The 24,388-nt window shown below is 44.1% G+C and carries 22 protein-coding genes; 16 read left to right on the top strand and 6 right to left on the bottom strand.

Annotated features, from left to right (window positions below; genetic code table 11):
• Positions 1-70 precede the first annotated feature (70 nt).
• Both D2V05_RS13865 and D2V05_RS13860 read left to right on the top strand, forming a co-directional pair.
• Entirely contained in the window at positions 71-1,012 is a 942-nt protein-coding gene (locus tag D2V05_RS13865) for an NAD(P)H-dependent flavin oxidoreductase (RefSeq protein ID WP_119648229.1), read from the top strand.
• Positions 1,013-1,061: 49 nt separating this feature from the next.
• Complete coding sequence (locus D2V05_RS13860; RefSeq protein ID WP_182859108.1) at positions 1,062-1,535, top strand: YfiM family lipoprotein; 474 nt, start codon at positions 1,062-1,064, stop codon at positions 1,533-1,535.
• On the opposite strand, the gene D2V05_RS13855 is transcribed toward D2V05_RS13860, so the two are convergent.
• The 6 genes from D2V05_RS13855 to D2V05_RS13830 are packed head-to-tail and all read right to left on the bottom strand — an operon-like array spanning position 1,528 to position 7,617.
• Complete coding sequence (locus D2V05_RS13855) at positions 1,528-2,859, bottom strand: DUF58 domain-containing protein (RefSeq protein ID WP_119648228.1); 1,332 nt, start codon at positions 2,857-2,859, stop codon at positions 1,528-1,530. The genes D2V05_RS13860 and D2V05_RS13855 overlap by 8 nt on opposite strands.
• 1 nt (position 2,860) lies before the next feature.
• The gene (locus tag D2V05_RS13850) at positions 2,861-3,844 is read right to left on the bottom strand and encodes an AAA family ATPase (RefSeq protein ID WP_119648227.1); all 984 of its coding nucleotides are present in this window, start codon (positions 3,842-3,844) and stop codon (positions 2,861-2,863) included.
• Positions 3,831-5,048, bottom strand: a complete 1,218-nt coding sequence (locus D2V05_RS13845) for a DUF4350 domain-containing protein (protein WP_119648226.1) — start codon at positions 5,046-5,048, stop codon at positions 3,831-3,833. The genes D2V05_RS13850 and D2V05_RS13845 overlap by 14 nt, the downstream gene beginning before the upstream one ends.
• Positions 5,041-5,775: a DUF4129 domain-containing protein gene (locus tag D2V05_RS13840; protein ID WP_119648225.1), complete on the bottom strand. Its 735-nt coding sequence runs from the start codon at positions 5,773-5,775 to the stop codon at positions 5,041-5,043. Before D2V05_RS13840 ends, D2V05_RS13845 begins: the two co-directional genes overlap by 8 nt.
• A gap of 8 nt (positions 5,776-5,783) precedes the next feature.
• On the bottom strand, positions 5,784-6,662 hold the full coding sequence (locus D2V05_RS13835; protein ID WP_119648224.1) for a hypothetical protein: 879 nt from the start codon (positions 6,660-6,662) through the stop codon (positions 5,784-5,786).
• On the bottom strand, positions 6,634-7,617 hold the full coding sequence (locus tag D2V05_RS13830; RefSeq protein WP_119648223.1) for a stage II sporulation protein M: 984 nt from the start codon (positions 7,615-7,617) through the stop codon (positions 6,634-6,636). The genes D2V05_RS13835 and D2V05_RS13830 overlap by 29 nt, the downstream gene beginning before the upstream one ends.
• Positions 7,618-7,652: 35 nt before the next feature.
• On the opposite strand from D2V05_RS13830, the gene D2V05_RS13825 reads away from it, so the two are divergent.
• From D2V05_RS13825 to D2V05_RS13760, 14 genes are all read left to right on the top strand, one after another.
• Entirely contained in the window at positions 7,653-8,369 is a 717-nt protein-coding gene (locus D2V05_RS13825; RefSeq protein ID WP_119648222.1) for an RDD family protein, read from the top strand.
• A gap of 2 nt (positions 8,370-8,371) precedes the next feature.
• The gene (locus D2V05_RS13820) at positions 8,372-8,983 is read left to right on the top strand and encodes a trimeric intracellular cation channel family protein (protein WP_119648221.1); all 612 of its coding nucleotides are present in this window, start codon (positions 8,372-8,374) and stop codon (positions 8,981-8,983) included.
• 201 nt (positions 8,984-9,184) lie between these two features.
• Positions 9,185-9,403 (top strand): hypothetical protein, encoded by a 219-nt coding sequence (locus D2V05_RS13815; protein ID WP_147378284.1) that lies wholly within the window; start codon positions 9,185-9,187, stop codon positions 9,401-9,403.
• A gap of 12 nt (positions 9,404-9,415) precedes the next feature.
• Positions 9,416-9,916: a hypothetical protein gene (locus D2V05_RS13810; RefSeq protein ID WP_183114847.1), complete on the top strand. Its 501-nt coding sequence runs from the start codon at positions 9,416-9,418 to the stop codon at positions 9,914-9,916.
• A 10-nt stretch (positions 9,917-9,926) separates the two neighbouring features.
• On the top strand, positions 9,927-12,581 hold the full coding sequence (locus D2V05_RS13805; RefSeq protein WP_119648219.1) for a TonB-dependent receptor: 2,655 nt from the start codon (positions 9,927-9,929) through the stop codon (positions 12,579-12,581).
• Between the two features lie 160 nt (positions 12,582-12,741).
• A complete protein-coding gene (locus D2V05_RS13800) occupies positions 12,742-13,314 on the top strand; it encodes an RNA polymerase sigma factor (protein WP_119639313.1) in 573 nt (190 codons plus the stop codon).
• A gap of 215 nt (positions 13,315-13,529) precedes the next feature.
• Entirely contained in the window at positions 13,530-14,675 is a 1,146-nt protein-coding gene (locus D2V05_RS13795; protein WP_119648218.1) for a FecR family protein, read from the top strand.
• A gap of 161 nt (positions 14,676-14,836) precedes the next feature.
• On the top strand, positions 14,837-18,151 hold the full coding sequence (locus tag D2V05_RS13790) for a TonB-dependent receptor (protein ID WP_183114846.1): 3,315 nt from the start codon (positions 14,837-14,839) through the stop codon (positions 18,149-18,151).
• A gap of 10 nt (positions 18,152-18,161) precedes the next feature.
• Positions 18,162-19,793, top strand: coding sequence for a RagB/SusD family nutrient uptake outer membrane protein (locus tag D2V05_RS13785; protein ID WP_183114845.1), 1,632 nt, complete (start codon positions 18,162-18,164; stop codon positions 19,791-19,793).
• A gap of 17 nt (positions 19,794-19,810) precedes the next feature.
• The gene (locus D2V05_RS13780; RefSeq protein ID WP_119648215.1) at positions 19,811-20,443 is read left to right on the top strand and encodes a NanQ anomerase/TabA/YiaL family protein; all 633 of its coding nucleotides are present in this window, start codon (positions 19,811-19,813) and stop codon (positions 20,441-20,443) included.
• A 61-nt stretch (positions 20,444-20,504) separates the two neighbouring features.
• Positions 20,505-21,470, top strand: a complete 966-nt coding sequence (locus D2V05_RS13775; RefSeq protein ID WP_119648214.1) for an RraA family protein — start codon at positions 20,505-20,507, stop codon at positions 21,468-21,470.
• Positions 21,471-21,628: 158 nt separating this feature from the next.
• The gene (locus D2V05_RS13770; protein ID WP_235855465.1) at positions 21,629-22,654 is read left to right on the top strand and encodes a bile acid:sodium symporter family protein; all 1,026 of its coding nucleotides are present in this window, start codon (positions 21,629-21,631) and stop codon (positions 22,652-22,654) included.
• A 129-nt stretch (positions 22,655-22,783) separates the two neighbouring features.
• The gene (locus D2V05_RS13765; protein ID WP_119646817.1) at positions 22,784-23,833 is read left to right on the top strand and encodes a sugar kinase; all 1,050 of its coding nucleotides are present in this window, start codon (positions 22,784-22,786) and stop codon (positions 23,831-23,833) included.
• A gap of 49 nt (positions 23,834-23,882) precedes the next feature.
• Positions 23,883-24,388: bifunctional 4-hydroxy-2-oxoglutarate aldolase/2-dehydro-3-deoxy-phosphogluconate aldolase (locus D2V05_RS13760; RefSeq protein WP_119648204.1), on the top strand; the 506-nt coding region annotated here is incomplete at its 3' end.

Genomic DNA, 24,388 nt, shown 5'->3' with positions numbered 1-24,388 from the left:
CCTTTAGAATATTATTTTTATTTTGATGGGAAACTGAAACAAGTTCAGTTTGGCAATTATTCAATATTACATGCAAAACAAAATCACCCAACTTTTCGGAATTCAATATCCTATCATACAGGCCGGGATGGTCTGGGCCAGTGGCTGGCGGTTGGCCTCGGCGGTTTCCAATGCAGGAGGCCTTGGTCTCTTGGGAGCTGGGAGTATGTATCCAGGAGTGTTGCAGGAGCATATCGAAAAATGTAAAAAGGCCACTGACAAACCTTTTGGGGTGAATGTGCCCATGCTATATCCGGACATCGATAAGTTGATAAAGATTATAGTGGACCAAGGAGTTAAAATTGTCTTTACTTCTGCAGGAAACCCAAAAACCTGGACGTCCTATTTGCAAGAAAGGGGAATTACCGTAGTACATGTGGTGAGCAGTGTCAAGTTTGCCCTAAAAGCCCAAGAAGCAGGGGTAGATGCCATCGTAGCCGAAGGTTTTGAGGCAGGAGGCCATAACGGTAGGGACGAGACCACCACTATGGTCCTTATTCCCTCGGTAAAGGAAAAAATAAGCATTCCTTTGATTGCTGCAGGAGGTATCGCTACAGGCAGGGCCATGTTAGCTGCCATGGTTTTGGGTGCCGATGCAGTTCAAGTGGGGAGCCGGTTTGTGGCAAGCCCCGAGGCATCATCCCATGACCTGTTCAAAAAATGGGTGGTGGATGCCCAAGAAGGCGATACCCAACTCACCTTAAAAGAGCTGGCTCCAGTACGCTTGCTTAAAAATAAGTTTTACCAAGATGTGCAAGCGGCGTATGCCAAGGGAGCATCTGTGGAGGATTTAAAAACCTTGTTGGGAAGGGCTCGGGCCAAGCGTGGCATGTTCGAAGGTGATATGGAAGAAGGGGAGCTGGAAATCGGTCAAGTTTCCGGGTTGATACACGATATTAAACCCGCTGCCCAAATTGTGGCAGACCTAATGGCCGAATTCAACCAGGCTAAGGCGGAAATTCAAGACTACTAGTATTTTACGGTCAAAGTTTCGGAAACTTTTAATACTTTTAGCGGGAGCAATGAGAACACTTATCCCCACACTAGTATTTTTTGTGCTCGCTTCCTATTGCCATGGGCAAGTGGAACGGGACAAAGCACTCCATTTTTTGGGTGGAAACCTTTTTGGACTGGCCGGAGCTGGAATCGCCAAACAAGCATCTGATGGTAATCGTATTTGGACCTTTGTAGGCTCCGTGGCCGGAAGTACCTTGATTGGATTGGCCAAGGAAACAGTCGATGCAGGCCAACGCGATAATGGTTGGGACAACGACGATTTGGCCGCTACTATCCTGGGAGGTGTTACCGTTGGGGTTACCATTGATCTTTTCGCCAAAAAAGATGATAACAAACGGTTACGGGGTAGATATTCCAGCCTGGAACGAAAGAAGAAAAAACGCAATGATTTTTCTTTAGAACCCCAATTTGTGGTGTTGGATGGAAAGTTGCCCAGTTTGAATACGCTTGGTCTTTCTTCAATGAGTTTGACTAAATAATCCCCCTCGCCTTTATTTCCAAGTATTTATTGATGGTATTGATGGTCAGGTCTTCGGGCTTTGTCAATATAGTTTGAATGCCGTGCTGTTGAAGTTCCCTTTGCATCAACTTTTTCTCCAAGTTGAATTTTTCTGCAATGGTCTTGTGGTAAATGGCCTGAAGGTCTTCGGCAGGGTTGGAGATCAATGATTCCAACTCCGTGTTTTCAAAGAAAATGACCACCAGTACATGTTTTTTTGCAATGGCCGATAGGTAGGGCAATTGTCGTTTTAAGGCCGAGATGTGCTCAAAATTACTGTAAAGCAACAATAAGCTCCTTTGGTTGATCTTCCTTTTGATGTGGGCGTACAGCAATCCAAAATCGGAATCACTGAATTCTGTGGTAATGTTGTACAACTTTTCCAAGATTACATTCAGGTGAGATATTTTCTGGACGGCCGGAACAAAGGTTTCGATGTTCTTGGAAAACGTGACCATCCCTGTTTTGTCGTTCCGTTTAAGGGCTACGTTGGAAAAAGCTAAGGTGGAGTTGATGGCATAATCCAACAGACTAAGTCCGTTAAAAGGCATTTTCATCACCCTTCCCGTATCGATAATGGAATAAATGGGCTGCGATCGTTCGTCTTGGTATTGGTTCACCATCAAATGGTTTTTCTTGGCCGTGGCTTTCCAGTTGAGGGTCCTTACATCATCCCCTTTGATGTATTCCTTGATCTGTTCAAACTCTTGCGTATGTCCGATCCGTCTGATTTTCTTCAACCCGAATTGGGTCAATTTGTTACTCATGGCCAAAAAGTCGTACTGCTGCATCTGGATGATGGACGGGTACACAGGAACCATTTGGTCTTTTTGGAAGACAAACCTCCTTTTCACAATCTGAAGGGGGGAGGAAGCATATAGATTCAAGTTTCCGAATACATATTCACCCCGTTCCACCGGTCTAACCGAATAGTTGTACAGAAAAGCATCTCCCCTTGAAAGCGTTGTCCTGTATTCAAAATCGCGCTTTTGGAATTGTACGGGCAGTTCATCAATAATGGATAAGGAAACCTTGAACGGATATCTGCTTTTCAGTTGAATTTCCAAGACATTCTGGTCGCTGTTGGATAATTTCTTGGGTAGGTTCCTTGATCCTTCTATAGCATTTGGGGTAGTATAGAGCAGATAGAGGTCCAACACAAAAAGGGCGACCAATAAATAGGTCAAGATCCAAGCAATTGGATAAATGACAGGTAGCCAAAAGGAAAGTACAAAGCAGGCTACCAAAAAGGCCAGGTACCAAAAGAGTTTGTTGTGTATGTAAAACGATTTCAAAAACCGCATGTTACCTTGGGATTTCTACAGATTCCATGATCATGTTCACCACATTTTCAGTGGTCATACCTTCCATTTCCCGCTCCGGGGTCAAAATTACCCTGTGATTGAGTACCGGTACCAAGGCCTTTTTCACATCTTCAGGAATCACAAAATCCCTTCCTGCCATGGCAGCGAATGCTTTGGCCGCTGTTAAGGTGGCAATGGATGCCCTTGGTGAAGCACCGAGGTACAAATGCGGATGGTTCCGGGTACTTGCAATGATGTTGGCGATGTAATCCATAATCTTTTTCTCCACGATCACTTCATGGATGTTCTTTTTGAACTCTACCAGTTTTTGGGGCGTGAGCACCGGTTTGATGGCATCCTGTGGTTTTTCCCCTTTCCGTTCGTGATGGGTTTGGATAATCTGGATTTCCTCTTCCACGGAGGGATAATTCACCTTGATCTTGAATAAGAAACGGTCCAATTGGGCTTCTGGTAGGGCATAGGTGCCTTCCTGTTCAATGGGGTTTTGGGTGGCAAGGACCATAAAAGGCTCGTCCATTTTGTAGGTAGTGCCATCAATGGTGGCCTGCCGTTCTTCCATAGTCTCAAAAAGGGCGGCCTGCGTTTTGGCGGGTGCCCTGTTGATTTCATCAATTAGGATGATATTGGAAAAGATGGGACCTTTTTTAAAATCGAATTCTGATGTTTTCATGTTGAAAACAGACGTTCCCAATATATCACTGGGCATAAGGTCCGGGGTAAATTGGATCCTACTGAAATTTGTTTTTAAGGTTTTGGCGAACAGTTTTGCCGTGATGGTCTTGGCGATTCCGGGAACACCCTCGATCAAGGCATGGCCATCTGCCAATATGGAAACGATGAGGAGTTCCACAAAATCCTTTTGCCCTACGATCACTTGGGCCAGTTCCGCTTTTATCTGTTCAACGGTGTTTCTAAGTTCTTCCAAGGGTACGCGGTTGTCAAAGTTTAGATCATTGTTTTCCATCTACGTGTGCTTTAAATGCTTCTATTTTTTTGTTGAGGTCCTGCAGTTCCATATCAGTGATTTGGGACTTGGACTGTAATTTTTCTATCAATCGGAACAAGGCTTCCACATCTTCCAAACTATTGTTGCTCCGCACTGCCAATGTCCTCAAAAAAGACGTGTCCAGCTTTTGGGTGGGCAAATGCAGTCTTGTTCTAATGTATTCCAAAAAATATGCAATCTTATGTTGGGTAATCTGTTGCTGTTCCTTGTTTTCGTAATACATGTTCGCAATGGTACGGGTAAAGGCCAAGGTCTGATTTTTTAAAGGTTTCACTACGGGTATGGCCCTTTGCTTGCGTTTCCCTTCAAAGATCACATAGATCAGGGCTCCGATCAACGCCAAATAATAGGCCCATTTAAATTCTTTGGTGTTCAGAAAGAGATACATGGGTGAGGTGTAGAACGACTTCCCGGATTTATGGAAGTTATCCATCAAAATGGGTCCTTCCGTACCTAAGTAAGACAATAATCCGGCGGTGTAGTTCCTGTTTTCATCCTTTAGGATGAAGTAATTGGTGAACGCCTTCGGAAAGGTGGACAAAATAATTTCACCTTCCCCAAAGGGTTGTTTGATCATATTAATGTGCTTTTCAATAACATCCGTACTGTCTGAATGCACATAAACTTCCCCAAGGACCACCGTGTTCAACGTATCAATCTTATCAAAGACCATGGTGTAATAATCTTTCTCAAATGTAATGGTCTTGCTCTTCAGATTTGGGTTCACCAGTTGATGATAAAAGTGTGGCTTGAGCTCACTTTCATTATAAAGGCTGGTTTGTTCCAGGTTTAAGGTATCTAACAAGCGTCCCTCAAAACTGCTCGATGCAATAAAAACCGAATTTCCTTTGGATGTCCAATCCAATAGGGTATTGAGTTCTGCTTCTTCAAAGGTGATGGACTCGTTCACAAAAAAATAGGTGCCCTGTACGGTGTCGTTTCGGGTAAGCAACTCAAAAGGTGGTTTGTGGATCTGAGAAAGTCGCGACGGAAAAAAATCTTCCATCAGTTCATTCAGAACATAGGTGCCATAAGGAATTTTGTGGTGGGACACATACGATGGAAACCAATTGATCTGTTTGGGTTTGTTGTACTCCAACAGAAATATGCCTCCAATGGCAATGATGGCAATCAGTAGGTATGTCCAACCCTTTTTAACCATGGGTGCCAATGGAATTTTTAAGTGACACAAATACTTCTTCCACCTTGGAATACCTTTCTTGATCAATCTGGAACTCCCCGTACCAAATATAATCGTAGAGTAACGTAGCCCGGTTGAATTGCTGTTTTAAAGGACCGCCCGAAAGTTCATTGCTATAATCGTCGTTCGTTTTTTGTCGTTGCCATGCAATCATTTCACGTTCCGACAACAACTTCAAGATAAAAAGGTAGTAGTACCTCACTGCCAAACGATAATTATTTTCGGCCAAGGCCTCCTTGATCAATTGTTGGATATCCTCGGTTTTGATGATGCGTTCCTCTTCGGAAAGGATCACCATATTCGGATTTTTTTCATTGTAGATCAAGGAACGTGTGTTTGCCTTGATGAAAAAACGTATCACCAAATACAAAAAAATGGCCAATAGGAGATACGGCAATATTTTTAGGAAGATGGCAAGGTAGCCACCTGCATTTTCCACGCCAAAAATCCATTCAAAAAAACTGCGGATGATGTTGTAGAACCAATTCGTCACAGCATCCCACCAGGTACTTTTCGGTTCCGCTACCTCATAGTTGAAAGCGTCATCGTTTAAAAATTGTTGAAGGTCGTCCTCTGAAATTTCCAGGGGTTGCATCTCAGTGCTATCGTACCGTACAATGGAATCGTTCTGGGCAAAAAGGATTGTCCAGTTTAACAGAACCAAGAGTATGGTCAATAGGTTTCGCATAAAACAGCTTAAGATTTACCGATGTTATCGATGCGCTCAAAGGCACCGGTAAAATTTTTCTTTTCGTTCAGGTTGAAGAAAATCATGGAAGTGGTCACCAAGAAAATGATGTTCATAAGGAACTGGACCAATGTGCTCAAAATATTCAACAGCAAATAGATAGGGTCATTGAAGACGTTCATATTCTCCACATCCATCTCCCCGGAAAAAATGCCCATCTTCACCCACATGTAGATCACGGCGGGCAGGCTAAATGCATACGAAGCGATGGCCACAATGATGTATACCACAAACAAAGTGGCAAAGGTGATCCACCAATTATCCTTGATCAAGGTAAAGCTGTAATTGTACGACTCGATGACATCTTTTTTGAGGAAAACCAAAATTCCAAAGGAAATGGACAATGGAACGGCCAAATAAATACCGGGCACAAAGCAGAACAAGGCACCTATCATCACCGAAAGCCCTACTAAAAATCCCAATCCGATGAAGGACCAAAAAGAACCATAAACTCCAGAGCGAATTTCATCATATACAATTTCACCTTTATGGTCTGTGTAGGATTTGATGTAATGTAAAACGGTTCCCTGTGCCATTACGTAGGCAGCCAAGGAGCTCAACATTAAAATACCGATCGCTACTACCATGATGAAAGGTGAAAAGCTGTTCCCAGAATAGGTATTTGTATTCGCGAAGTTGAAAATATCGCCAACAGTGTACATATAAAACCCCATGGAAATGAGCATGACCAAGATGTAGGGTCCCACAATTTTCAACAAGGTCCCAAAGAAAGGTTTGTATTGGTTACGGATAAAACCCAAAGAATCGGAGAGGATCTCGCCCAATTCCCTTTGCTTTTTAAATTCGATGTATTTCGGCGTTTGCATATTGGTTTTTCTTTTTGATTTGGATTGGATATATGATGTAATAAAAAATAATTAAGGTCAAGGATGCCAAAATGATGATGATGGCCAGCCAATCGGGCATTTCGGTATGGCGAGTAACAAACCCTTCCAAAAATCCCGCAACAATAAAAAAGGGAACCGTGCTGATCATGATCTTGAGTCCGTTCTTCACTCCACGTTTAAACGACTCCAATCTTGTAAAAGTGCCCGGGAAAAGCATTCCGTTGGCCAAGACCAGTCCGGCGCATCCCGCAATGATGATGACCGAAATTTCAATGGTGCCATGGATCCAAATGGTTCGTGCCGATTCCCACAACAATCCCTTTTCATAAAAGAAATATTGAAAACTCCCCAACATGATGCCGTTTTGAAGGAGTACCATTAAAGTGCCTATCCCTAAAAAAATACCATAGGCAAAGGCATATATGGCCACTTTAATGTTGTTGATGGTAATGCCCAAGAACATATTGAATTCCCCTTGCTGTTTGTAGACCGCCATGGGGTCTCCCTTTTCAATGTTCTCCAAAGTCATATTCACATAACCGTTACCTAAAATGGACCGCACAAAATCACCTTCGTTCGCTGCCGAAAAGGCTCCCACTACCGCAAAAAAAGTGAATACCAAAAAAGAGATGAGCAATTCCCGATGATGTTTGTGGAACATACTTGGAAATTCGGTTTTCCAAAAACTTACAATACGGTTCTTGGATTCCCGTTTGGTCTTATAGATTTTTTGATGCGCCTGCGAGGCAAGGGAATTTAGATAAAACTGGGTATTGCTATTGGGATAAAAGGTTTTGGCATAGCTAAGGTGGTCGGTGATTTCGATGTATAGATTGGAAAGCTTGTCAGGGTGAAGCCGGCCTTTATTGTTCAAGACATTTTCAAAAGCAGCCCATTTGTCCTTATTTTGCTTTACAAAAGCGGCCTCTCGCATTAAATCTTTAGGTTTATGAGTAAAGAAACTAAAATATGGAACAATTTCAAATAGAAACGGCCCAAAATATAACGATCGACCAAAACACCTCAAATTTGGGAGAACGCATGCTGGCTTATATCATTGACAGTTTTATTATAGGGGTCTACGTTATTCTGATGTTCATATTCCTACTTTCTTTGGACATAGAGCCGGCCGATCAATGGGCGTTCTATTTGATTATGGGACTACCTGCTTTTTTTTATTATCTGCTATTTGAGACCTTGTCCGATGGAAAAACGATTGGGAAAGGAATCATGTCACTCCGCGTGGTGATGTTGGATGGATCGAAACCCAGTTTTGCCAATTATTTTGTAAGATGGGTTTTGCGGATCATTGATGTGACCATGACCTCTGGAGGAGCCGCTGTTTTAACTATTCTGATTAGAGGCAAAGGACAACGGATAGGGGATATAGCAGCAGGTACCACGGTCATCAGTGAGAAAAAAAAGGTTACCCTGAACGATACCTTGTTACGGGAGCTTCCCTTGGACTATAAGCCGCAGTTTCCACAGGTGACCGTTTTTAAGGACAGTGAGATTCAAACGATTAAAGAACTTTATGACAGCGCCAAAAGAAATGGGGACCATAACATCATTGTTTCTTTGGATAGGAAAATAAAGGAAGTCACAGGTATTCAGACAACATTGCATCCTATTGATTTTGTGGATGTTGTGTTGAAAGATTATAATTTTTACACCCAAAAAATGTAAGCATGCTCTATCAGACTATTGATATTTTGGGTACGGTGGCCTTTGCGATTTCCGGGGTTTTAGTGGCCATGGAAAAACGCTTGGACCTTTTTGGGGTATTGATTATTGCCTTTGTCACCTCTATTGGTGGGGGGACTTTACGGGACTTACTTATTGGAAACACGCCAGTGGCTTGGATGCGGGATCTTACCTATGTGACCACTATTTTCATTACCGTGGTTTTTGCCATCATTTTTGTGAACCAACTCAAATATCTACGAAAATCGCTGTTTTTGTTCGATACCATCGGGATAGGGTTGTATACCATGCTGGGTGTAGAAAAAGGTCTTGAAGCTGAGTTGCTTCCTATCATGTGCATTTTTTTAGGTACCATGACCGCCTGTTTTGGAGGGGTTATCCGCGACATCCTTTGTAATGAAATCCCAGTGATTTTCAGAAAGGAGATTTATGCCACGGCCTGTATTTTGGGAGGTGCCAGCTACTTTTTATTCATGATGCTCTCCTTAAAGGAAAGTTATGCCTACATAGCCGCCATTTTGGTGGTTATCACCTTAAGGTTAATGGCCGTTCGGTTTGGGATCAGCTTGCCCAATATCTACAAATACCGAGACTGAAGCAGGCCAACGGTAATTTTTCAACAATAATGGTTAATTCTTGTTTAATCTGATTAACCCTTCGTTAAGCTTTATTACTTTTCCATTAGCCACACCCAACTGGGTATAATTCTACTTTGGCTCTCATACAGAGTAACTGAGGTGCAATGGGCACGATTTTCATCGTCCTAGTGCAGAGCAAACCAATCAACTAAACAACTCATGAGAGCAACACAAGCACTGACTATTTTATGTTTTATCGTGACCTCTTTTCTGGGGTCGCAATTGGCCCGGGCACACGATTGTGTGGCCATTAGGCATTTCTTTTCCCGTGTGGGTATCCCATTGGACAACAATTTGTTGGGAGCAGGGGATTTCCTATCGCTTTGGAACAAAAAAGTTAAAGTGACCCCAGAACTGATGAACGAGTTCAATAATTAAATCTGTTTCAGGATGAAAAGAATTGGAAAGAACAGTCTTTTGGCTTTTTCTCTGGGAATGGTATACCTGTGGTTCGGCGCACTAAAATTTTTTCCGGATTTAAGTCCAGCAGAGAGCTTGGCCAAAAGCACAATGCATGTACTTACTTTTGGCTTGGTTCCCGATACCATTTCCATTGTATTGTTGGCTATTTGGGAAACATGGGTAGGAGTATTTTTAATTCTTAACCTCTATCGAAGAACGGCTGCTTTTCTGGCCTTGGTCCATATACTTTTTACGTTCACACCTTTAGTGTTTTTTCCAGATGAGGTATTCAATGAAGGGCCTTTGGTCCTAACGCTTCTTGGACAGTATATCATAAAGAATCTTGTCATTGTTGCTGCGTTGCTTTCCATTTTGGATGTGGACGTAAGGGTATGGTTCAGGACCGTTTTATGGAAAAGAAGGATTCCAAAGTCATCCAACATACCAAGTTTCGGATTCATAGAAGAAAAACAAATCAAAAATAACTGACAACTAAAAAATGATGGTAAAACAAAAATTTCCGTACTCAACCTTAATTGTTCTGTTTGCACTATTCTCCAATTTTTTATCCTATTCGCAATCCAAGTTTACCGGTAAAGTAGTTGATGCTTCAGATAAGCAACCACTTTTGGGAGCCCAAGTTATAGTGGCACCTGGTGGAAAGGGAACCCTTACGGATGATTTTGGTAGGTTTGAGATACAGGCAGGCCGTGAAGACAATGCAATAGTAGTAAAGTACTTGGGTTATGAAGATGTGGAAATTGCAATTTCTTCGTCCAGTACGGATTTGGGTATTATTGAACTCACAAGGTCCAATACTACTTTGGATGAGGTCATTGTAAGCGCATCACCCAAAAATTTTAAAACAGACATTGTCGGAAGCAATTTTCGGATAAATCCGGTAACCCTCCAAAATATAAATCCGTTGAGTACCGAAGAGGTTTTGCGGACTATTCCGGGGGTGAACATTGTAGGGGATATGGGATTGTCCAACAGGCCCAATATCAGCATTAGGGGGTCTTGGGGAAGGCGTTCCAAGAAGGTACTGCTCATGGAAGATGGTACCCCGTCGGCACCGGCACCTTACATTGCGCCGGGAGCCTATTACAATCCTGTAAGTGACCGAATCACCTCCATTGAAGTGTACAAAGGCGCCGATTTATTGAAGTACGGTCCCAATAATATGTACGGTGCCGTGAACTATATTACGGCATTGCCTCCCCAGAAACCCACTTTGCGTTTAAAGTTGACGGGCGGTCAGCGAAACTATACTTCCGGACTTTTCTCTTATGGTGGTACCTGGAACCAAATAGGTGGTTTGGTGGAAGGAGTATATAAAAAATTTGATGGGTTTACCGATAATTCCTCCGTGGAAATTCTGAACCTGAACGCCAAAATATTTGCCCAGCTCTCCGAAGACCAATCCTTGTATTTTAAAGTGAGTGGACAGTTCGAGGACAACCAGGCCTCATTAAGTTCCCAAACACCATTTACGTTCGAGACGGATTATACCCAGAACCCTTTGGATGCCGATCAGTTTACCATGAGAAGGTATGGAGTGGACATCATACACAAATGGCTTTCCCATGAAAACCTAAGCTTTACCACAAAAGTATACGCCTCCGATTTTGAAAGGGACTGGTGGCGACAGGTGACGGCGAAAGTGAAGGCCTCCGAGGTTCAGGATTATGTGGGGGATGACATTTTTGCTGACCGATATGGTTATTTGGCAGGAAAAGCATTTGGGGACGAGGATTATGTGATCGTGGGTCGAGTTCAGAACGGACGCGAAAGCACTACGGATAGCCGATGGATATACAGGGTTTCCGGTATTAAGGAAACCATCAAGGCCAAATGGGAGGCGTTCAATGCTCCCAGCGAATTTGAGGCCAGCGTTAATTTGCACCGTGAAACTTTTAAGGATGTGTTCCTACAGGCCGATAGTTCCCGTTGGGCCAGAAATGGCAGGACCACAACAGATCTCTGGTACCGGCTTTGGTCCGCAAACGGATATGTGAGGAACGAGTTCCATTTTGGAAACCTGTCCGCAATTCCCATCCTACGGTTTGAGCATGTGGACATGTATCGCCAAAACTTGTTGGCCTTGGTCCAAGATCCAGATTTACAAAGTACTTCAGAAGGCAGGGAGCCCAATGTTTATAATCAATTCTTGCCTGGGTTGACCCTGAGCCATGCATACGGTAATGGGGAGTTCTACGGCAGTGTTTATGAAGGCATGATAGCCCCATCCAAGGTGTTTGGATTCTTGGTGGAGCAGAATGGCGTGGTCACCAATCCGTTGGCGGGTCAGAGTATCAACATCGATCCTGAACTGAGTTGGAACAAGGAAGTGGGATGGCGTGGCAGCTTGCTTAAAAATTGTATTCAGGGGCAGTTGACCTATTTTCATAATGCCAGCCGAAACTTTTATGCGGGTGGTCGAAATGAAGTGTTCAGCGAGCTGGGCAAGATCAATGTACAAGGTGTTGAAATGGCGATCAACGCGGAATTGTTCAAAAAGAATGATCATCAACTCCATTTTTTGGCCAACGTAACCTATTTACATTCCAAAGTAAAGGAAGGCAGATTGGAGGATAAAGATTTGTTCTCGCAAGTCATCCACAGTACGGCTACGCAAAACGAATACATCAACAAAGTCAACACAAACAGAAATGCGTTTGAAATTTATGTGGATGAAGGGGCAGGTGAGACCCTGTTGACCGATGCAACCATCGATGCCGCCGACTTTGCCAATATTACCAAAAGTGTCATCACTTTTGGTGATGGTGGACTATCCGATACTGAAGCACCCTACACGCCTAAAATAAACATGAGTCTTGGTCTGAACTACAATTGGAAGGGATTATCCAGTGGGTTCAACGTGCATCATGTAGGAAAACAGTACACGGAGTTCCACAATTTTATAAATGAGTCCGCGGATGGCGCCATCGGGGAGTTACCATCCTACACCACTGTGGATGCCTTTGTCAATTATGATTTTAACATTGGACAAAAGGTTGATGCCACCGTCTTTGTAAATGGAAAGAACATTACTGATGATGTGTATAGGGCTTCCAGGTTGAACCGGGCCACTTCGGGAATCTTTGCAGGTGGATTTCGCCAAATTATCTTCGGTGTCAATTTAAAGATTTGATGCCACATTGCACGCATGGAATAGTTGATTCAGAGTATTTTCATCTACAAAAACGTTTTCGTAGAAGTTTGAATTATTAATAATATGTAGGAATATTATTATCAAATTGTTATTATTTAAATAAAATAATTAGATTTATGTCAACTTCAACCAAACACCAATGCCAGAAAACGATCAAGAACTGCTCTCGCGGTTACAAAATGATGATGAAGTTGCCTATAAATGGATATATTCCAGGTATGCGGAAAAGCTGTTCCTGTATGCAATGAATATCTTGAAGCATCAGGAAATCTGCGAGGACATTATTCAAAATGTTTTTATCCAACTTTGGGAGAAGAGAAAGGAAAACAATATTACCCATTTAAAACCTTATCTCTATCAATCGGTCAAGTTTCAGGTATTTAAATCGTTCCGAAATCAACACTTTAAACAGGAAGACCTGACCAGATTGAATTTGGTGGACGCGTCCTTGAATGCCTCCCGCCAAATTGAATTTGATGAATTGGAGTCCTTGATCAACAGCCTGGTCGATAAGCTCACCCCAAAATGTCGGGAAATTTTTATCATGAGCCGGTTCGAGGAAAAATCAAACAAACAGATTGCCGAAGAGTTGGGCATGTCCATACAGACCGTTAAGAACCAAGTAAGCAAGGCCATCAAAAAATTGAGGGAACAAATGACACAGGAACAGATTGTCATTTATCCCATCATTATCTTCATGCTTACCCTATAAGCAGCGCTCGTACATTCATTTTCATTTTTTTTCTTCAAACAGATTAATATCTACTGTGTAAATTCAGAATAATTGACTGGTGTATTTGCGATTGATATGATTTTGTTTGAATAAAATTATCAAATCATCAAAAAAAAGTTAAAATTGAGTAGTACTCTTTAAGCTGTTTTGGTACTTAGGTATTAGAGGGGATAACTACCCGTAATGGCGAAAGCATGAAATACCTAAACAAAAAACAGGCCCAATCCTTATTTGAAAAGTATCTGAAGGGTGAATGTTCACCAGAGGAAGAAAGGCTTTTGGAAGCCTTTTTGGACTCCTACCAAGATGATTCAAAAATTTGGACCGATTGGGGTTTTGATGCCTCGAAGAAGCAAGAGATTTGGGATAAAATAAAGCAGCAGACCCTTAATGAGAAGAAATACGCTATCGGTAGGGTATACCATCAGGATTGGATAAAATATGCCGCTGTGGTGGTTGGAATAACATTGATTTCACTGTTCTATTTCAAAAACTCAAACGCTCAAGACTATCTTTTGCCTGTTGATGAAGAAATGGTGGTACTTCAAACAGGTGAAGGCAAAAATAATTTGAGTGAGAACTCGGCCGGAGATATTTTGGATCAGGACGGTAAGGTCATTGCCTCTCAAGAAGGGGGAGTGTTGAGCTACAAAAAGAATTCCTCATCAAAAGAATTGGTTTACAACGAAATAAATGTTCCCAAGGGAAAAACGTTCAAACTGGTACTTTCAGATGGTACCCAAGTGTATCTGAACGCAGGCACAAACCTGCGATTTCCTATCAGCTTTGTCCCCGGAAATCTAAGAGAAGTGTTTTTGGAAGGGGAAGCCTATTTTGAGGTAACAAGGGATGAAGCGAATCCTTTCGTGGTACAATCCGATGATATGCAAGTCAAGGTCTTGGGCACTCACTTTAACGTGAGTTCTTACAATGGATCTGAGCAGCATACCGTACTGGTAGAGGGTAGTGTTTCGGTAAGCCACCAAGGCGGGGCCAGAGAAATATCGGAGCCAAGAGTCATAAAACCTGGTCAGAAAGCTTCCGTGGTACCCGAGGGTTTGAATGTTGAGGAAGTTGATGTGGGGGACTATATAGCTTGGACCCAGGATATACTCATCTTCAATGATGAATCCTTCCCGGAAATCATAAAAAAAATAGAACGTAGGTATAATGTTGAGATACAGAACAATTATGCCGAACTGACCTCTGCGCGTTTCAATGGTAAGTTCAATGAAGAGTCCATTATAGACCTCATGAACACCTTTAAGGAAAGTGCCAATTTTGATTATCAGATCAACGACGGAAAAATTATTATAAACAAAAAGGAAAGCGGCCTATGATAAAATGCACATAAACAAAAATCGGGAAGTGCGGCAACACTTCCCGACAAGGATTGATTTTAAATAGAAATGTTACTAACTAATCAAAACCATTCAAAATTATGCAAAAAATAGATTGGTTTCCCTCAGTATTGGGAAATATTCTAAACAAGAACCGGACTATGAAACTCTCATTCGTTCTTTTGGTATTCGCTCTTTTAAATGTAAATGCAAATTCATTCTCGCAGAATACCAAAATAGATCTAGAAGTAGAAAATGAGACTGTACAACATGTACTTGAAAAGATTGAGTCCAAAAGCAGCTACAAATTTTTCTATAAAAGTGGAGAGATAAACGAGGATCGGAAGATCTCGTTAAAAGTGAAGAACAAGAAAGTTGCGGATATCCTCGAGATGATCTTCAATGGGGAACCCGTGATCTACTCCATGGTCAAGAACCAAATTGTTCTAAAAAGAACATCGGACAAACCCAAAAATAAGGATGCCGAGGAAAACAAGGAGAAGAGGAATATTCCCTTGGCCATACCTGTGCAATATACGGTAAGCGGAACCATTACAGATAACCAAGGGGTTCCCATTCCCGGCGCCAATGTTGTGGAAAAGGGGACCACCAACGGTGTGGCCGCGGATTTCGATGGCAACTATTCCCTTCAGGTTTCCGGCCCCGAATCCATTTTAGTTTTCAGTTCCATTGGATTTGCAGGTCAAGAAATAACGGTTGGCCAATCCACCACGATAGATGTTGTCATGTTGGAAGATTCCCAAGCGCTCGATGAGGTCGTGGTAGTGGGTTATGGTACACAAAAGCGAAGGGACATAACAGGTTCCGTTGCTTCGGTTGACACGGAAGATATAGCAGATATTCCCATGACATCCATTGAAGGTGGTATGGTTGGTCGGATCCCTGGATTGGATGTGGTGGCGTCCGGTACGGGTCCCGGGGCATCCGCCCAGTTGCAGTTAAGGGGACAACGTTCCTTTACGGCAACCAATGATCCATTGATCATTCTGGATGGTTCACCCTATTACGGGACATTGAACGATATCAACCCTTATGATATTGAAAGTGTGGATGTTTTAAAGGATGCCTCATCCACTGCCATTTATGGTGCAAGGGGAGCCAATGGTGTTATCATCATCACTACAAAGAGGGGAACCACGGGAGCCCCAAGGTTCATTTTTGAAAGTTATGCGGGCCCTATCATGGCCTATGGAACCATCCCCTATGCCAATGGACCACAATATGCGGAAATTGCCAGGGAGGCGTATAGGGCCATCGGGGGGTATCCTGAAGGAGGAACAAGCGACGAATACGATGAGATCATATTCGATGAGATTGAAATTGAGAGTCTCAGGGAAGGTGGCAATGGACTGAATTATCAGGACATGCTCTACCAACATGGTCTTCAACAGAAACACCAGCTTACGGTAAGCGGGGGATCGGATAAGGTGAAATATAATTTTTCCGGGAATTATTTTAAACAAGAAGGTATAATTCCAGGAGAGGTCTTTGACCGTTATAGCATCAGGACAAACTTGGATTTTACGTTTTCCCCTGTTTTTAGTGGAGGAGCATCCATATTGTTGAACCATTCATACAACAAGAGAAAATCAAGTGCTGCCCTGTTCCAGGCGTTTCAATCAAGCCCTTTGGGAAAATTGTACGAGGATGATGGCACTCCTAGGTTTACGGCAACTGCTGATGGTCTTTTGCTGAACCCGCTGGCAGATTTCATTTATGATTCTTACAGATGGGATAACAAAAGTTGGGGCGCTGTCCTGAACGTATTTGCAGAGGCCAAGGTAACTCCCGACTTGACCTACAGGTTGAATCTGGGAACCAATTTTAATCTGAGGACCATAAAAGAATCCGCAGGGTACTATTCTTTGGCAAGAAACCTGGGAACGCCAACTGCGGACATTAACAACTCAGTGGATAACCTTTTGTTGTACGAAAGTGTGCTCACCTATAACAAGCAGTTTAATGAAAAGCATCAACTAACCTTAACGGCAATTCAGGGATTCCAGTCTACAAGGGTGGAGACCAGCGGTGCAGGGGTCAGTGACCTTCCTTATGAAGAATCCAGATATCATAATCTGGGAAGTGCTACATTGGTTAATTCAGTAAGTTCCAACTTAATAGAAACCGATCTGTTGTCCTATGCGGGTAGGGTGTTTTATGGATATGACAGTAAATATCTGTTAACCTTGTCCATTAGGGCGGATGGTGCCTCCCAATTCTCACCGGACCACAAATGGGGATATTTCCCTTCTGCTGCCTTTGCCTATAGGGTTTCGAGTGAGAAGTTTATGAAAGGTACCCAGAATTGGTTGGATGACCTAAAGTTGAGATTGAGCTATGGGGTTACCGGTAACCAGGGTATCAGTCCGTACCAAACCCAGGGCGGTGTTACCAGAAGCGCTTATTCATGGAACGAGGAGCCAGGTTTTGGGTACTATCCAACAGAATTGGAGAACAGGGACCTTAAATGGGAAACCACTGCGGTTTACAATTTCGGTCTTGATTTCAGGCTGTTCAAGGGAAGGTTGTCAGGTACTGTTGACATATACAACACAAATACCTATGATCTTCTTATGTATCGAAAACTCCCTATTACATCTGGGTACGATCAAGTGTTGCAGAATGTAGGGAAGACCAAGAACAAAGGTTTGGAGCTTTCCTTGAATTCGGTAAACGTAGCAGGGGAAGACTTTAACTGGCAGACCAACCTTACCTTCTTTAAGAACAACACGGAGATTGAAGAACTGTATAACGGTAAAGTGGACGACGTTGGGAACAGATGGTTCATTGGAGAACCTATAGAAGTGTTCTATGATTACAAGAAAATTGGAATATGGCAGCAAAATGAAAGTGCTGAAGCCGCAAGCTATGGTGAGGAACCCGGCCAAATAAAAGTGTTGGATGTGGACAATGATGGAGCCATTACCGATGCCGATAGAATGGTATTGGGAAGCGCACAGCCAGATTTTGTGAGCAATATTACCAACACCTTCAAATACAAGAACTTTGATCTTTCTTTCCAGACCTATATCAGGTGGGGCGGTATGACCGCAATTGAAGCGTTCGCTCCCTTCGCCAAGAAGAGGTATAACAAGTTGGTGTTTGATTATTGGACCCCGACCAACCCTACAAATAATTACCCAAGACCAAATCAATTGTACGAGGGAAGTGGCCTATATGGCAGTACCCTCAGATATCGGGATGCCAGTTTGATCAGTCTACGACAGATATCGTTGGGATACCGATTCCCACAATCGCTGTTGGACAAGACGCCATTTACCGGTTTAAGACTTTACCTATCCGGTGAGAACCTGGCATATTGGACAAAATCTGAACTAAGGGATTTTAACATGAAACCAGACCTGAACGGATCTATAGGGGATGATGGTACCAGGACCATTTCCTCTTATCCTGCAACAAGGACTATGATTCTAGGTATTAATGTTCAATTTTAAAATTTTGGTTATGAAAATGCTTATCAATAAAATTACATTATGTGTTGTTGCCGCCATATTCTTATGTGGTTGCTCAACGGATATTCTGGATGAGGAGAAAATAGTGTCCCCACCGGTCAATTCCTACTTCAAGACAGAAAAGGGTTATAAGGATTTGGTGAACTCCAACTATACCTTTACCCGAAGTCTGTTTGCTGGGGGAAATAATTTTGCACCACTCGTTTTCTTCGGAACCGATCTTTGGACCAACGGATCCGATGGAACATTCATAGAGTTCAATGCCTATAATTCTGGAATACAGCCGGCCAATCCGGTTCTGTGGAATCTTTGGTCTCCCTTTTACCAAGGCATTGCGGCCTGCAATACCGCAATTTCAAGGGCAGGTGAAGTTGAGGAGATGACACAAAGTGAAGTGAACCAAAAAGTGGCTGAATCCTATTTTCTTCGGGCTTGGTACTATCATATTTTGGTGATGCACTTTGGGGGCTTACCACTTATCACAGAAGAGGTTACTGAAGTAGTCACTACGGCCACTAGGGCTTCGGAAGCTGAAGTGTATGCCCAGATTGTGTCCGATTTGGTTTTTGCTGAACAAAACCTTCCTGAAACACAGGAAGAATTTGGAAGGGTAACAAAAGCGGCGGCACAGGCTTTATTGGCAAGGGTGTATCTGACTCTTGGTCAAAATGACAAGGCTGCCGAATTTGCCGAAAAAGTGATCAACGACCATGGATTGGCCCTATTGGATGATTATTCGAGATTATGGGATGTGGACAATAGAGAGAATTCCGAGGTAATTTGGTCCATTCAATTCTCGCAAGACCAGCGTTTGAATGGAAGTGGAAACGCATACTTTCTATACTTTACTCCAAGATATGACCTGCAACCCGGGATGACCCGAGCACTCGAGAATGACCGTCCATGGCCAAGGTTTGTGGCAACCCGTTACTACTTTGATCTATTGGCTGCCAACCGGGAGAACGATTCCAGATTTGCAAAGTCGTGGAAAACAGCTTGGATTGCCAACAATGAGTCAACCCTACCGGCCAACATGCAGATTGGCGATACGGCATTTATCTATGTTCCATGGGACGTTCCGGATGATGAAGAAGCAGTGTTGGAACAAAAATATGGGGTTTTTGATATCAATGATTTGTATGATGGGGAAAATCCAACAGGTTCCAGGGAATTGTTTCCACACATGAGAAAGTACAAAGATCCATTAAGGCCATCCATCAACAGTGGGGTAGGCACAAAGAACGTCATCGAGATTCGTTTGGCCGAAATGTACTTGATTGCAGCAGAAGCCTACATGAAACTTGGGAATTTACCAGAGGCTGTGGAACATATCAATACCATCAGGCATCGGGCTGCTTGGCCAGGAAAGGAAACGGCTATGGAAATCACAGAGGATCAACTGGACATAGACTTCATCTTGGATGAAAGGGCATTGGAACTGGGAGCTGAAAGACTTAGATGGGCCGATTTGAAAAGGACAGGTAAGTTGATAGAAAGGGTGCAGTTGTACAATACTTTGGGTAGGGGCAACATCGAACAAAAACATTTGCTCCGCCCTATTCCCAGCAACATGATAGACCGTCTTACCAATCGGGACGATTTTGAACAAAACCCAGGATATTAATCAGTAAAGACAAGATCATGGGAATTTTACATAAACTCTTGGTAAAAAGGGCAGGTCTGCTATTGCTGTTAGTATGCTGTGCCATAGGTGCATGTGCACAAAATACGGAGACACCGTGCAACAAGGAGAGCATTGCTAAATGGTATAAAAGCAAGGCTTGGTTGAACGGGGTAAAACTGAAGCCCCACAAATCCATAAACATGGAGGAACTGGCACGCCAATATTGCAGTAATCCAGATTGGTGGAACAAGGCATTTGAATTTCTGGCATCACACGATCTTGAAACATTGGAGCCCGGAAGGTATGTCATTGATGAAGGTAATGTAACCGCATTTGTTTCCGAGGGCCCTACCAAGGACATTTCGGAAATAAACTGGGAAACCCATCAAAATTTCAACGATTTGCAGTATGTGGCCAAAGGGAAGGCCGGTATGGGGGTCGCTTCATTGAAGAATTCCAAATACACTTCAACAGCGGCCTACGACCCCAAACGGGATGTGGAGAACTACAATGTGGAAAATGGGAAGTTCTATGTGGGTAAGCCCGGAACATTCTTCATTTTCTCTCCAAAGGAGATTCACCGCCCGGCATTTAGGGAAAAGGGTCATGATACTATCAAGAAGGTTTTGATCAAGGTTAGGGTCCCATAAATCCTAGAAAAACAAAATTTGAAAAATGAATCTAATAAGGCATTAATTAAAATGAAACATTATGAAAAAAGCATTTATGTCATGTATAGCCATTGTATGTACCGTTATGGGTCTACAATCGCAAAATGTAGTCTGGCAACCAGAAACGATCAAAGCGTTGACTTCTGAATGGACAGGGGAGAGAACTTCGGACGGAAGACCCAAAGTGTCGGATGAGCTACTGGAGCGCCTAAAGGCACTCTCTATGGAGGAAGTATGGGGTAATCTAAGAAGAAATGGCTACAACAACCAATTTGAGAATTTTGCCAGTACTTACGAGAATGGATGGGAAATTCTGCATCCTGACCAGATCATGACCGGTCGTGTGGTAACGGCCCAATTCATGCCATTCCGTAAAGACTTTGATACCTACATCCAGAAGCAGGCGGAAAAGGAGGGCACCAAAACCCCTGTGACCAATTATGCGCCCATTATCAAGTTAATGGATGGGGATGTCTATGTGGCGGATAGCTATGGTAAAATGATCGATGGAACATTGATCGGTGACAACTTGGGCAATGCCATCTATAAAGCAGGAAAACGCGGTGTCATTTTCAATGGATCTGTTCGTGATGTGGAAGGACTTTCACAAATTGAAGGGTTCAACGCGTGGATTCGGGGTTCTGATCCATCGGCCATTAAAGAAATGATGATAGAATCGGTAAATGGACCTATTCGAATAGGAAGGGTTACCGTATTGCCTGGCGATGTGGTCTTGGCCAAGTCTACGGGGGTAAGTTTCATCCCTGCCCATTTGGTTCAACAAGTGGTCATTTCAGGAGAATATACCGCCCTTCGCGATGAGTTCAATAGGTTCTGTATGCGTACGAATAAATATGAGTATATCAATGAAAGATTTGTGGTGGACGATGCGGTTTTTGAAAAAGATTTCAAGGAGTGGTTGAACAAATATCCAAACCTACCAATGCCTAAAAAGGAATTGGATGCCTTCTTGAAAGAGCGGGAAGAAAAAAGAAGTGGCAATTGACCCTTGGAAAACCTTTAATCAAAAGTGAAAACTAACGTTGCTGCCTTGGAGAAGCAAGTTGGTAACCTAAAAACTATATTTTGAAAAATTGGAACATATATAAATCCAGTTTGGTGCTGGCGGCAATATCACTTTTACTTTTTGTGATAATGGTGTTTATGGGCAACCTTTCGTCGGCAGGCCTTCCCTTGGTAGTTTTCTTTCTTTTGCTGGGTATAGGCTTCAATGGTTTTGCCTCTCTTAAAGGCTATACCTTTGCGGCCCTTATCTTTGGCGGGGTAACACTGTCTTTATACTGGCCCCAATATTTTGTACGGATAGGGGACTTTAAGCTGACGGGGTTGATCATCCCGTTGATCCAGATCATCATGTTCGGGATGGGGACCTCCATGAGCATCAAGGATTTCGCTGGGATCATCAAGTCCCCAAAAGGGGTATTGGTGGGCGTGACCGCACAGTTGGCCATCATGCCGATCATCGGTTACGTACTGGCCAACATCAGCGGTTTTTCTCCTGAGATAGCGGCGGGAATCGTTCTGATCGGTTGCTCCCCGAGCGGGGTGGCCTCCAACGTGATGGCCTACCTGGCCAAGGCCAACCTGGCACTGTCCATTACCATCACCTCCATAGCCACTTTGTTGGCGCCCTTTGTCACCCCCTTGTTGATGAAACTGTTGGCCGGACAGTTCGTGGAGATCGATGTGCTGACCATGATGTGGAGCATCACCAAGATGATCATCCTGCCCATCGGTGCCGGGTTGCTGTTCAACTATTTGTTGCACGGCAAGACCAAATGGTTGGATGACATCATGCCGATGCTTTCCATGTTGGCCATAGGCCTGATCATCATCGTGATCACCGCAGCGGGCAGGGACAGTCTGCTGGATATCGGGGGCATGTTGCTCCTCTTGGTACTCGCACACAACCTTTTCGGCTATTTCTTGGGGTATTGGTTCGCACGGGTGGTGGGGATGGACGAGCGGGATGCCCGTACCATATCCATAGAAGTGGGCATGCAGAACGGGGGATTGGCCTCGGGGATCGCCAATACGTTGGGCAAGATCGCCACCATGGGGCTTGCGCCTGCCGTTTTCGGTCCGCTGATGAACATTACCGGGTCCATACTGGCATCCTATTGGCACAAAAGCGCCCCAGAAAAAGTAGTGTCCGAAATAAAAAGTTAATCAAAAGAATAGAAGAATTGATTGTTTGAGTTAGTTTAGTTTTTCAAGAAGAGCGTACCGCTTTCCCAAGTACGTTCTTCTTTTTCTCAAACAAAATGATATTTTAAGAACCAACTAACATAACAGCATATGAAAGGGACAAAAAAAGTGATCACGTTCGGGGAGATCATGTTACGATTGGCCCCTCCGGGGTTTTTAAGGTTTTCGCAGGCGAACCGTTTCGATGTGGTCTACGGCGGGGGGGAGTCCAATGTGGCGGTATCCCTGGCCAATTATGGCATTCCCGTGGACTTTGTCACCCGGTTGCCCAAGAACGACCTGGGCGAATGTGCCCTGATGGAGATGCGCAAGCGCGGGGTAGGCACGGACAGGATCATCTTCGGTGGGGACCGATTGGGCATCTACTTTTTGGAAACGGGAGCCGTTTCCAGGGGGAGCAAGGTGGTGTACGACCGGGCCCATTCGGCCATGGCGGAGATCCAGAAGGGCATGGTGGACTGGGACAGCGTTTTTGAAGGGGCGGGATGGTTCCACTGGACGGGGATCACCCCGGCCATTTCCCAGGGAGCGGCCGATGCCTGCATCGAGGCGGTAAAGGCGGCGAAAAAGCACGGACTTACCGTTTCCACCGATCTGAACTACAGGGCCAAGCTCTGGAAATACGGAGGGGACCGGGAGGCCATCATGACGGAACTGACCTCATACTGTGACATTATTCTGGGGAACGAGGAAGATGCGGAGAAACATTTCGGGATAAAGCCCGAGGGACTGGACATCACCACACAGGGAGAGCACGTAAAGGCCGAGGCCTTTTTGTCCGTGTGCCAGCAGATGATGAAAAAGTTCCCCAACGCCAAAAAGGTGATCACTACCTTGAGGGGTTCCCTATCGGCCTCGCACAACACCTGGGCCGGGGTATTGTATGACGGAAAAAACATGTTCACTTCCCCGGAATACCAGATCACGCATATCGTGGACCGCGTAGGGGGAGGGGATTCGTTCATGGGCGGATTGATCTACGGATTGCTCACATGGCCCAACAATGACCAGAAAGCGCTTAACTTTGCGGTGGCAGCTTCGTGCTTGAAGCATACGATCGTGGGCGACGCCAATCTGGTGACCGTGGATGAGGTCGAAAAGCTGATGGGAGGCGATGCTTCCGGAAGGGTGGCCAGATAGGACAAAAGTAAAAAAGGTAAAAGTAAAAGGACAAGGGTAAAAGAACGATATGGCAAGATATTCACGGATCGAGGTGGCACGGAAAATGGAGGAAACGGGCATGGTGCCCCTGTTCTACCATCCGGATGTGGAATTGGGAAAGCAGGTGTTGAAGGCCTGTTACGATGGTGGGGCAAGGTTGATGGAATTCACGGCGAGAGGGGATTTTGCCCATGAGGTGTTCACCGAACTGAACAAATATGCGCTCCAAGAACTACCGGGCATGATCATGGGGGTGGGGAGCATCACCGATGCCGCGGCCGCTTCGTTCTACATGCAATTAGGGGCCAACTTTATCGTGACGCCTTCCTTGCGGGAAGACATTGCCGTGGCCTGCAACCGGAGAAAGGTCATGTACAGCCCGGGATGTGGCAGTCTTACGGAGATCGACCGAGCCGAGGAACTGGGGGTGGAGGTGATCAAACTGTTCCCTGGTTCCACGTACGGCCCCGGGTTCGTAAAGGCCATAAAAGGGCCACAGCCATGGACGAGCATCATGCCCACGGGCGGGGTGGA

It is taken from the genome of Flagellimonas pelagia (assembly GCF_003584135.1).
GTDB classification, from domain to species: domain Bacteria; phylum Bacteroidota; class Bacteroidia; order Flavobacteriales; family Flavobacteriaceae; genus Flagellimonas; species Flagellimonas pelagia.
The sequence above is the reverse complement of the archived record's forward strand: the minus strand, read 5'-3'. Positions and strand labels throughout refer to the sequence as shown.

Coding starts and splice junctions, on each gene's coding strand:
- D2V05_RS13825 (WP_119648222.1), top strand. CDS start 7,653: ATGGAACAATTTCAAATAGAAACGGCCCAAAATATAACGATCGACCAA.
- D2V05_RS13795 (WP_119648218.1), top strand. CDS start 13,530: ATGAAATACCTAAACAAAAAACAGGCCCAATCCTTATTTGAAAAGTAT.
- D2V05_RS13790 (WP_183114846.1), top strand. CDS start 14,837: ATGAAACTCTCATTCGTTCTTTTGGTATTCGCTCTTTTAAATGTAAAT.
- D2V05_RS13780 (WP_119648215.1), top strand. CDS start 19,811: ATGGGAATTTTACATAAACTCTTGGTAAAAAGGGCAGGTCTGCTATTG.
- D2V05_RS13855 (WP_119648228.1), bottom strand. CDS start 2,859: ATGCGGTTTTTGAAATCGTTTTACATACACAACAAACTCTTTTGGTAC.
- D2V05_RS13800 (WP_119639313.1), top strand. CDS start 12,742: ATGCCAGAAAACGATCAAGAACTGCTCTCGCGGTTACAAAATGATGAT.
- D2V05_RS13785 (WP_183114845.1), top strand. CDS start 18,162: ATGAAAATGCTTATCAATAAAATTACATTATGTGTTGTTGCCGCCATA.
- D2V05_RS13765 (WP_119646817.1), top strand. CDS start 22,784: ATGAAAGGGACAAAAAAAGTGATCACGTTCGGGGAGATCATGTTACGA.
- D2V05_RS13850 (WP_119648227.1), bottom strand. CDS start 3,844: ATGGAAAACAATGATCTAAACTTTGACAACCGCGTACCCTTGGAAGAA.
- D2V05_RS13840 (WP_119648225.1), bottom strand. CDS start 5,775: ATGCGAAACCTATTGACCATACTCTTGGTTCTGTTAAACTGGACAATC.
- D2V05_RS13820 (WP_119648221.1), top strand. CDS start 8,372: ATGCTCTATCAGACTATTGATATTTTGGGTACGGTGGCCTTTGCGATT.
- D2V05_RS13770 (WP_235855465.1), top strand. CDS start 21,629: ATGGGCAACCTTTCGTCGGCAGGCCTTCCCTTGGTAGTTTTCTTTCTT.
- D2V05_RS13845 (WP_119648226.1), bottom strand. CDS start 5,048: ATGGTTAAAAAGGGTTGGACATACCTACTGATTGCCATCATTGCCATT.
- D2V05_RS13860 (WP_182859108.1), top strand. CDS start 1,062: ATGAGAACACTTATCCCCACACTAGTATTTTTTGTGCTCGCTTCCTAT.
- D2V05_RS13775 (WP_119648214.1), top strand. CDS start 20,505: ATGAAAAAAGCATTTATGTCATGTATAGCCATTGTATGTACCGTTATG.
- D2V05_RS13865 (WP_119648229.1), top strand. CDS start 71: ATGCAAAACAAAATCACCCAACTTTTCGGAATTCAATATCCTATCATA.
- D2V05_RS13810 (WP_183114847.1), top strand. CDS start 9,416: ATGAAAAGAATTGGAAAGAACAGTCTTTTGGCTTTTTCTCTGGGAATG.
- D2V05_RS13835 (WP_119648224.1), bottom strand. CDS start 6,662: ATGCAAACGCCGAAATACATCGAATTTAAAAAGCAAAGGGAATTGGGC.
- D2V05_RS13830 (WP_119648223.1), bottom strand. CDS start 7,617: ATGCGAGAGGCCGCTTTTGTAAAGCAAAATAAGGACAAATGGGCTGCT.
- D2V05_RS13805 (WP_119648219.1), top strand. CDS start 9,927: ATGATGGTAAAACAAAAATTTCCGTACTCAACCTTAATTGTTCTGTTT.
- D2V05_RS13815 (WP_147378284.1), top strand. CDS start 9,185: ATGAGAGCAACACAAGCACTGACTATTTTATGTTTTATCGTGACCTCT.